This is a genomic window from Actinocorallia lasiicapitis, from assembly GCF_054778695.1.
The window spans coordinates 1-8095 of record NZ_BAAGZI010000280.1; the positions used below are offsets into that span (position 1 = coordinate 1).

General features: G+C 72.7%; 11 protein-coding genes. 7 read left to right on the forward strand and 4 right to left on the reverse strand.

Features of this window, described 5'->3' with window-relative positions; genetic code table 11:
• From ACYVE7_RS24570 to thiO, 4 genes are all read right to left on the reverse strand, one after another.
• Positions 1-860: protein kinase domain-containing protein (locus tag ACYVE7_RS24570; RefSeq protein WP_460367608.1), on the reverse strand; the 860-nt coding region annotated here is incomplete at its 3' end.
• Positions 861-971: 111 nt separating this feature from the next.
• Positions 972-1748: a thiazole synthase gene (locus ACYVE7_RS24575; protein ID WP_460367610.1), complete on the reverse strand. Its 777-nt coding sequence runs from the start codon at positions 1746-1748 to the stop codon at positions 972-974.
• A 1-nt stretch (position 1749) separates the two neighbouring features.
• Complete coding sequence (thiS, locus tag ACYVE7_RS24580; protein ID WP_460367612.1) at positions 1750-1950, reverse strand: sulfur carrier protein ThiS; 201 nt, start codon at positions 1948-1950, stop codon at positions 1750-1752.
• Complete coding sequence (gene thiO / locus ACYVE7_RS24585) at positions 1947-3044, reverse strand: glycine oxidase ThiO (protein ID WP_460367613.1); 1098 nt, start codon at positions 3042-3044, stop codon at positions 1947-1949. Before thiO ends, thiS begins: the two co-directional genes overlap by 4 nt.
• A 188-nt stretch (positions 3045-3232) precedes the next feature.
• Between thiO and ACYVE7_RS24590 the strand changes: the two genes are divergently transcribed.
• The 7 genes from ACYVE7_RS24590 (at position 3233) to ACYVE7_RS24620 (ending at position 7951) form a co-directional block, all read left to right on the forward strand.
• Entirely contained in the window at positions 3233-4402 is a 1170-nt protein-coding gene (locus ACYVE7_RS24590; RefSeq protein WP_460367615.1) for an NAD(P)/FAD-dependent oxidoreductase, read from the forward strand.
• 17 nt (positions 4403-4419) lie between these two features.
• Positions 4420-4797: an Rv2175c family DNA-binding protein gene (locus ACYVE7_RS24595; RefSeq protein WP_460367617.1), complete on the forward strand. Its 378-nt coding sequence runs from the start codon at positions 4420-4422 to the stop codon at positions 4795-4797.
• Positions 4797-5453 (forward strand): thiamine phosphate synthase, encoded by a 657-nt coding sequence (gene thiE / locus ACYVE7_RS24600; RefSeq protein WP_460367618.1) that lies wholly within the window; start codon positions 4797-4799, stop codon positions 5451-5453. The genes ACYVE7_RS24595 and thiE overlap by 1 nt, the downstream gene beginning before the upstream one ends.
• Before the next feature lie 8 nt (positions 5454-5461).
• A complete protein-coding gene (locus tag ACYVE7_RS24605) occupies positions 5462-5632 on the forward strand; it encodes a hypothetical protein (protein ID WP_460367620.1) in 171 nt (56 codons plus the stop codon).
• Positions 5633-5704: 72 nt separating this feature from the next.
• Positions 5705-6223, forward strand: a complete 519-nt coding sequence (locus tag ACYVE7_RS24610) for a carboxymuconolactone decarboxylase family protein (protein WP_460367621.1) — start codon at positions 5705-5707, stop codon at positions 6221-6223.
• A 14-nt stretch (positions 6224-6237) separates the two neighbouring features.
• Positions 6238-7173 carry a serine/threonine-protein kinase gene (locus ACYVE7_RS24615; RefSeq protein WP_460367623.1) on the forward strand — a complete coding sequence of 312 codons (936 nt, stop codon included), beginning with the start codon at positions 6238-6240 and terminating at the stop codon, positions 7171-7173.
• Between the two features lie 73 nt (positions 7174-7246).
• Positions 7247-7951, forward strand: a complete 705-nt coding sequence (locus ACYVE7_RS24620; RefSeq protein WP_460367624.1) for a PP2C family protein-serine/threonine phosphatase — start codon at positions 7247-7249, stop codon at positions 7949-7951.
• Positions 7952-8095: the final 144 nt, after the last annotated feature.

Sequence of the window (8095 nt, forward strand, 5' to 3'; positions counted from 1 at the left end):
GCGGCGGAGGGCGCGGGCACCGGCAGGGACTCGTCGGTGAGCAGCGCGTACAGGTGGTCGGCGTCCATGGGGCGGCGCGCCGGATCGCGGTCGGTGGCGGCCGCGACGATCGCGTCGAGCCGCGGCGGGATCCCCGGCACCAGCGCGGACGGAAGCTGGATCCGGTCGTTGACGTGCTTGTAGGCGACGGTCAGCGGCGAGTCGCCCTCATGGGGCTGACGGCCCGTCAGCAGCTCGAACAGCACGACGCCCGCCGCGTACACGTCGGACCGCACGTCGGAGGTGCCCGCGATGACCTGTTCGGGCGCCATGTAGGCGACCGTGCCGATGATCACGCCGGTCTTGGTCTGCTTGCTGTCGGTCTCGGCCCTGGCCAGCCCGAAGTCGGCCACCTTGACCTGGCCGTCGGTGGTCAGCAGGACGTTCTCTGGCTTGACGTCGCGGTGCACGAGCCCGGCCCGGTGGGCGGCGCCGAGCGCGGCCAGCACCGGCAGCATGATGCTGAGCGCGACGTCCACGGGTAGCCGGCCGCGCTCGTCGAGCAGCGCGCGCAGGGTGCGGCCCGGCAGGTACTCCATCGACAGGAACACGTGTTCGCCGTCGGTGCGCTGGTCGTAGACGGCGACGACGTTCGGGTGGGACAGCGCGGCGGCGGCCTTGGCCTCGCCGATGAACCGGCGGACGAACTCCTCGTCCTGCGCGAGGTGCGGGTGCATGACCTTCAGCGCGATGATCCGGTCGAGCTTGAGGTCGCGGCCCACGTAGACGGTGGCCATCCCGCCTCGGGCGATCCGCGATTCCACGCGGTAGCGCCCGTCGAGCACCTGCCCGACGAGGGGGTCCACTTGCGTCGCGTCCATTCGAGGGATTCTACGGGCGATCGGTAACGAACTCATCGACCCCGAGGACTACCTCCGGGTCGTACCTGAACCGTGATCAGTGGACGGCTGACCACGACCGGCCGTCCCGATCTAGCTTTCCGTCCCGGCGAGGCCGTCGAAGGACGACGACGCCTGGGCGAGGTGCCGGCGGGGGATCCGTCCGGCGAGCCGGGCGGCGCGGCCCGCCTCGACCCCGTACTTCATCGCGGTGGCCATCAGCGCCGGGTCCTGCGCCCGGGTGACGGCCGTGGCGAGCAGGACGGCGTCGCAGCCCAGCTCCATCGCCAGGGTCGCGTCGCTGGCGGTGCCGATGCCCGCGTCGAGGATCACCGGCACCCCCGCCCGCTCCACGATCAGCGCGATGTTGTGCGGGTTGCGGATGCCGAGTCCTGAGCCGATGGGCGCGCCGAGCGGCATGACGGCCGCGCAGCCCGCCTGTTCGAGGCGGCGGGCGAGCACCGGGTCGTCGTTGGTGTAGGGCAGCACGACGAAGCCGTCGTCGACGAGGCGTTCGGCGGCGTCGAGGAGTTCGATCGGGTCGGGCAGCAGGGTGTGCTCGTCGGCGATCACTTCGAGTTTCACCCAGTTCGTCCCGAGCGCCTCGCGGGCCAGCCGCGCGGTCAGGACGGCTTCGCCCGAGGTGAAGCAGCCCGCCGTGTTCGGCAGCACCTTGATCCCGTTGCGGTCGAGCAGGTCGAGCACCGAGCCCTTGGCGGCGGGGTCGACGCGGCGCATCGCCACGGTCGTCATCTCGGTGCCGCTGGCCAGCAGGCTCTGCTCCAGCGCGTGCAGCGACGGCGCGCCGCCGGTGCCCATGATCAGCCGGGAGCCGAAGGTCTCCCCGGCGATGGTCAGCTTTCCGGACATGTCAGCCTCCCTGGACGGCGGTGAGGATTTCGACCCGGTCGCCGTCCCTGGCCGGGGTGTCCGACCAGGCCGTCCGGGGGACGACCTCGTCGTTGACGGCGACCGCGACCCCGCGGCCGGCCGCGCTGACCGCGGCGACCACGGCGTCGAGGCGGGTGCCGTCGGGGACCTCGGTCGGGGTCCCGTTGACGATCACGTTCATGCGTGCACTCCAGTGAAGCGTTCCATCGTGAAGGGCCGGGCGATCTCCGGCAGTTCCCCGCCCGCCAGGACTTCCGCCAGGGCGTCGGCGGTGACGGGCGTGAGCAGGATCCCGTTCCGGAAGTGGCCGGTGGCGACGTGCAGGCCGTCGGTGCCGGTCGGGCCGAGGATCGGGGCGTTGTCGGGGGAGCCGGGCCGGAACGAGGCGTTGACCTCGCGGAACTCCAGTTCGGTGACGCCGGGCAGCACGGTGCGGGCGTCGCGGAGCAGCTCCCACAGGCCGCCCGCGGTGACTCTGGCGTCGAACCCCAGCTCGAGCTGGGTCGCGCCGATCACCAGCTCGCCGTCGGGGCGGGGCACCGCGTACAGGGCGAACCCGCGGACCAGGGCGCGGGTGGCGCGGGTCAGGAACGGCACCGGGCAGTGCAGCCGCAGGATCTCGCCTTTGACGGGCCGGATCGGCACGTCGGCCAGCTCGCCCGACCAGCTGCCGCCCGCCAGGACGATCTGCTCGGCCGCGACGACCGTGCCGTCGTCCAGCCGCACTCCGCGCGCCCGCCCGGCGGAGACCACGATCTCGACGGCCTTCCTGCGGATGATCGGCACGTCGGCGACCGCCGCGAGCAGGGCTTCGACCAGTTTCCGTGGATCGGCGGAGCCGTCGGCGGGCGCGAGGATCCCGCCGCGGACTTCCGGCGCGAGCATCGGTTCGAGCCTGCGGCACTCCCGGCCGGTCAGCAGTTCGGTGCCGACCCCCAGACCCTCCTGGAAGGCGTGCTGGTCGCGCAGGTAGGCGAGATCGTCGCCGTCGTAGGCGACCGACAGCACCCCTTCCTGCTGGTGGCCGATGTCGATCCCGGTCAGGTCGCGGAGTTCGGCCGCGAACGCCGGGTAGCGGTCGCGGGAGTCGACGCCCAGCGCGAGATGGTTCTCCTCGCCGTACTGGAGTTCGCCGACGGGCGTCAGCATCCCGGCCGCGACATGGCTCGCGCCGCCGCCCGGGTCGGGGTCGATCAGGGTGACGGGCAGGCCGCGCTGGGCCGCCCGCCAGGCGATGCCCAGGCCGATGACCCCGGCACCGATGATCACGTTCATCCGTCCGCTCCCTTCGCCGGCATGATCCGGATCAGGTGGTGGCGGTCAGCGGCCGCGTGCCGCACTCTCAGCCCCCGCGATCAGGGCTCCCGCGCCTTGCTCGGTTCAGGGTATGCCTTGACCAGGGCTGTTCACTCGTCTGGACACCCGTCCGGAATGTCTGGCGGTCCGGTGGCTAGGGTGCGGCTATGGAACGTGTCATCGTGGTGGGCGGCGGGCTCGCCGGGGTCCGGTCGGTCGAGGCGCTGCGGTCGCGCGGCTACACCGGCGGGCTGCGTCTGGTCGGGGCCGAGAAGCACCGGCCCTATGACCGTCCGCCGCTGTCCAAGCAGGTGCTGACCGGCGAGACGGCCGACACGACCGTCGATGCCGACTGGGCCTCCCTCGACGTCGCGCTGGATCTCGGCGTCACCGCCACCGGGCTCCGCGCCGACGAGCGGATCCTGGAGACCACCGCGGGCGACCTGCCCTATGACGGCCTGGTCATCGCGACCGGAGCCGAGCCGATCCGGCTGCCGGGCCCCGGCCGCCAGCATGTGATCAGGACCGTCGACGACGCCCACGCCCTGCGCGCGGGGCTGCTGCCGGGCAAGAAGATCGTCGTGGTGGGCGCGGGCTGGATCGGCGCGGAGGTCGCCACCAGCGCCGCCAAGCTCGGCTGCGAGGTGACCGTGCTGGAGGCCGCCGACGCGCCCCTGTCGGCCGCGCTCGGCTCCGCGCTCGGCGCGCTGACCGTCCCCTGGTACGCGGCCGCGGGTGTGGAGCTGCGCTGCGGGGTCAAGGTCGCCTCCCTTGAGGACGGGGGAGTGGCCCTGGTCGGCGGGGAGTGGCTCGAGGCCGACGAGGTGGTGACCGGGATCGGGGTCCGGCCGTCGCTGGGCTGGGTGTCCGGGCTCGCCGTCTCCGACGGGATCGAGGTGGACGCCGCGCTGCGCACCTCCCGGCCGGAGATCGTCGCGGTCGGCGACTGCGCCGCCCGCTGGTCGCCCCGGTACGGGCGCAGGCTCCGGGCCGAGCACTGGGACGTCGCGCTCAACGCCCCCGACACGGCCGCCGCGACCCTGCTCGGCGAGGAGGCCGTCTACGACGACGTCCCCTATTTCTGGTCGGAGCAGTTCGGGCGAATGGTCCAGTACGCCGGATATCACGCCGGAGCCGAGACGATGATCTTCCGGGGCTCGCCCGACGACGCGAAATGGGCCGTCTGCTGGCTCACCGGCGACCGGCTGGACGCGATCCTGACCGTCGACCGGCCCCGCGATCTCGTCCAGGCCCGGCGGATCATCGCCGCGGGAACCCCGGTGGATCAGGCGAAGCTGGCCGATCCGGACGTCGCCGTGCGCACCGCCGTCCCCTAGGTGGCAGACTCGAAGGCGTGACTTCCACGCACGTTGACATCGACGAACAGCTCGACGCCCTGGTGGGCGACTGGTTCACGCTGCCCGCCGCGGGTGAGGCGCTCGGCGTCTCGACCAGCCGGGTCAAGCAGTGGGTGAAGGAGGGCAAGCTCTTCGCGGCCTACCGCCAGGGGGGCGGCGGGCCGCAGGTTCCGGCCGCCTTCATCCTGGACGGCGAGACCGTCAAGGGCCTGTCGGGCACCCTGACCCTGCTCGCCGACGCCGGTTTCGACCAGGCCGAGACCCTGCGCTGGCTGTTCACCGACGACGAGACCCTGCCCGGCAGCCCCGTCCAGGCGCTGCGCGAGAACCGCGGCACCGAGATCCGCCGCCGCGCCCAGGCGCTGGCCTTCTGATGACGGGCCTGCTGTCGGACCGCGCGGTCCGGCTGAGGTCGCGGCTGGCCGACTCCAGGCTCTACCTGTGCACCGACGCCAGGGCCGCCCAGGGTGATCTGCCCGGGTTCCTGGACTCCGTGCTCGCGGGCGGGGTCGACATCGTCCAGCTCCGCCAGAAGGGCCTGGAGGCCCGGCAGGAGCTGGCGTACCTGGAGGTGTTCCGGGAGGCGTGCGACCGGCACGGGGCGCTGCTGGCCGTCAACGACCGCGCGGACGTCGCGTTCGCCGCCCACGCCGACGTGCTCCACCTCGGCCAGGACGATCTTCCGGTGGAGGACGCCCGCCGGATCATCGGCGAAGACGTGATCATCGGCCGTTCGACCCACTCGGTCGAGCAGGCCGCCGCCGCGGACGGGGAACCGGGAGTGGACTACTTCGCGGTCGGCCCGGTCTGGCCGACGGCCACCAAGCCGGGACGGCCCGCTGCCGGGTTCGAGCCCGTCCGGTCGGCGGCCGGGTCGCAGCGGCCCTGGTTCGCGATCGGCGGGATCGACGCGGGCAACCTGGCGGAGGTGCTGGCGCTCGGGGCGTCGCGGGTCGTGGTCGTCCGCGCGATCACCGAGGCGGCCGACCCGGGACGGGCCGCCGCCGAGCTGGCGGGACGGCTGCGATGATGGATCCCATGAACCCCGTTCCCCGCAATCCCGACGACGAGCGGCCGGTGGAGCTCGACGACGAGCCCGCGATCCTGCCCGACCAGACGTCGGACGATCTGGATCGCGGCTGGGGCGACTGGCGTGCCGACGACAGCAACGACGACAGGCTCCGTGAGGACGTTCCGCCGCACTGGTAGGGCCGCGGGCCCGGTGGCGCGATGTGGCCACCGGGCACCAAGATTCACGGTGATATGGCACTAATGAGCGTCATGTCTGACAAGCCGCGCATTGCTCCTGCGACTCCGGAGGAGCTGGCCCCCGGCCCCGCCGGGGTCGTCTCCGCCATCGGCCCGCTGAACATCTTCACCACCCTGGGCCGGCATCCGGAGCTGTTCGACTCCTGGATCCGCCTGGGCGGCTATCTGCTGGCGTCCAAGACCCTGTGCCCGCGGATCCGCGAGCTGATCATCCTGCGGGTCGCGCACGTCACGGGCTGCGACTACGAGCGGATCCAGCACGAGCCGATCGCGCTCGGCTCGGGTGTGGTGGAGCACGAGCTGGCCGCGCTCCGCGAGCCCCTCGACGAGCACGACTGGGACCCGGGGGAGCGTCCGGTGCTGGCGGCCGTCGACGAGCTGCACGCCGGCTCGACCGTCTCCGACGCCACCTGGGCGCGGCTCGCTGCGGTTTATGACGAAAAAGGGCTGATCGAGGTGATCATGCTGATTGGCCACTATGTGATGGTGGCTTACGCGCTGAACGCCCTGAAAGTCCAACCGGAATCCTGATATATCTGCCCATTGTGCAGATCAAGCAGATCAAGGCGGAGGCCCCGCTCCGTCCCGACGATCCGCGCCGGGTGGGCCGCTACTGGCTCCTCGGCCGGCTGGGCGAGGGCGGGCAGGGCGTCGTCTACCTGGGCCGCGCCGGCGAGGGCGAGCTCGTCACGGTGAAGCTGCTGCGCGGCGGCTCGGGGGCGACGGCACGGGCCAGGGCCCGGTTCGTCAAGGAGGCCGACGCCGCCCGGAAGGTCGCCGCACCGCAGACCGCCCGGATCCTCGACGCCCAGCTGACCGGCGAACGCCCGTACATCGTCAGCGAGTACATCGAGGGCCCCACCCTCCAGGACGTCGTCGCCCGCGAAGGGGCGCTCTCGGGCGACCGGCTGCTGCGGGTGGGCCTGCGGACGGCCGCCGCGCTGGCCGCGATCCACCGGGCCGGGGTCGTGCACCGCGACTTCAAACCCGCCAACGTGGTGCTCGGACCCAAGGGCGCGAAGGTCATCGACTTCGGGATCGCGCGCTCCTTCGACGCCGAGACCCCGCTGACCACCCATCCGGTCGGCACCCCTGCCTATATGTCGCCCGAGCAGATCGAGGACGACCCGATCGGCCCCGCCGTCGACGTCTTCGCGTGGGGCGCGACCATGGTCTACGCCGCCACCGGACGGCCCCCGTTCGGCCGTGGGCCCGCCGCCGCGGTCATGCGCCGGATCACCGACCGGGAGCCCGATCTGGGCGATCTGGAAGGCTCCCTGCGCGGCATGGTGGCCCGCTGCCTCGCCAAGGAGCCCGCCGCACGGCCGTCGGCCGCCGAACTCGCCAGGTTCCTGCGGGACGAGCTGAAGCCGCCGCCGCCCAAGCCGAAGAAGGTGCCCCGCTACCGCAGCCGGATGATCTACGCGCTGGTGCTGGTGGCCGTCCTCGGTTTCACCCTGGGCCTCGTCTTCTCCGGCTGATTCTCGGGCTGGGCCCGCCCCGGCCGGACCGGCCAGGATCGCGTAAGCGCGCCGCTCGTGGCACGCTGGGGCCGTGTCCCTAGCACTCCGCTCGGTCGCCTATACGGATACCGGTCCGCGCCGCGAACGCAACTGTGACTCCTTCCATGTCGGCCCGCGTGTGCTCGCGGTCGCCGATGGCGTGGACGACGCGCCCTTCGGTGACGTCGCCAGCGCCCTGGCCGTCGATCACGTGCGCCGCCTCGAAAGCGAACCGGGAACCCTCGCGTCGGCCGCGCTGGCCGCCAACGAGGAGCTGCGGCTGCGCGGCGCGCAGGCCCCGCCGCTGCTCGGCATGGGTACCACGCTGCTGGCCGCCTTCCTGGGCGCCGAGCACCTGGTGTGGCTGAGCGTCGGCGATTCGCGGCTCTACCTGTTCCGTGAGGGCGATCTCCATCTGGTGACCCTGGCCGCCGCCCGCACCGCCGCGCGGATCCCCGAGACCTGGGCGGGCGGCTGCTCGGTGGAGTCGTCGGCGCTGCTGGACGGCTCGCCCGACGTGGTCGTCGCGCCGCTGCCGCTGGAGGTGCACCCCGGTGACAGGCTGCTGTTCGGCACGCGCGGCCTCGCCGAGGTGACGGCCGACGACATCCACAGCGCGCTCGCCGCGAACACCTCGTCGCTGCCGATTCCGGGCGGCACCACCGAACCGGCCGTCCACGCGCTGATCGAGACGGCGCGGCCCCGGCTGGCCGAGAATCTGACGGTGGTCGTCGCCGACGTGATCGAGGCCTCTTGAGCGAAGGCGCCCGCACCGTCGAGGTCCCCGGTTTCGTCGTCGAGGGCGCGGCGGGGCGCGGCTCGTCGGCCGACGTGCTCCGCGCCCGGCAGGAGTCGTCGCGGCGGACGGTGGCGCTGAAGGTGCTGCGCGACCCTCCGGGGC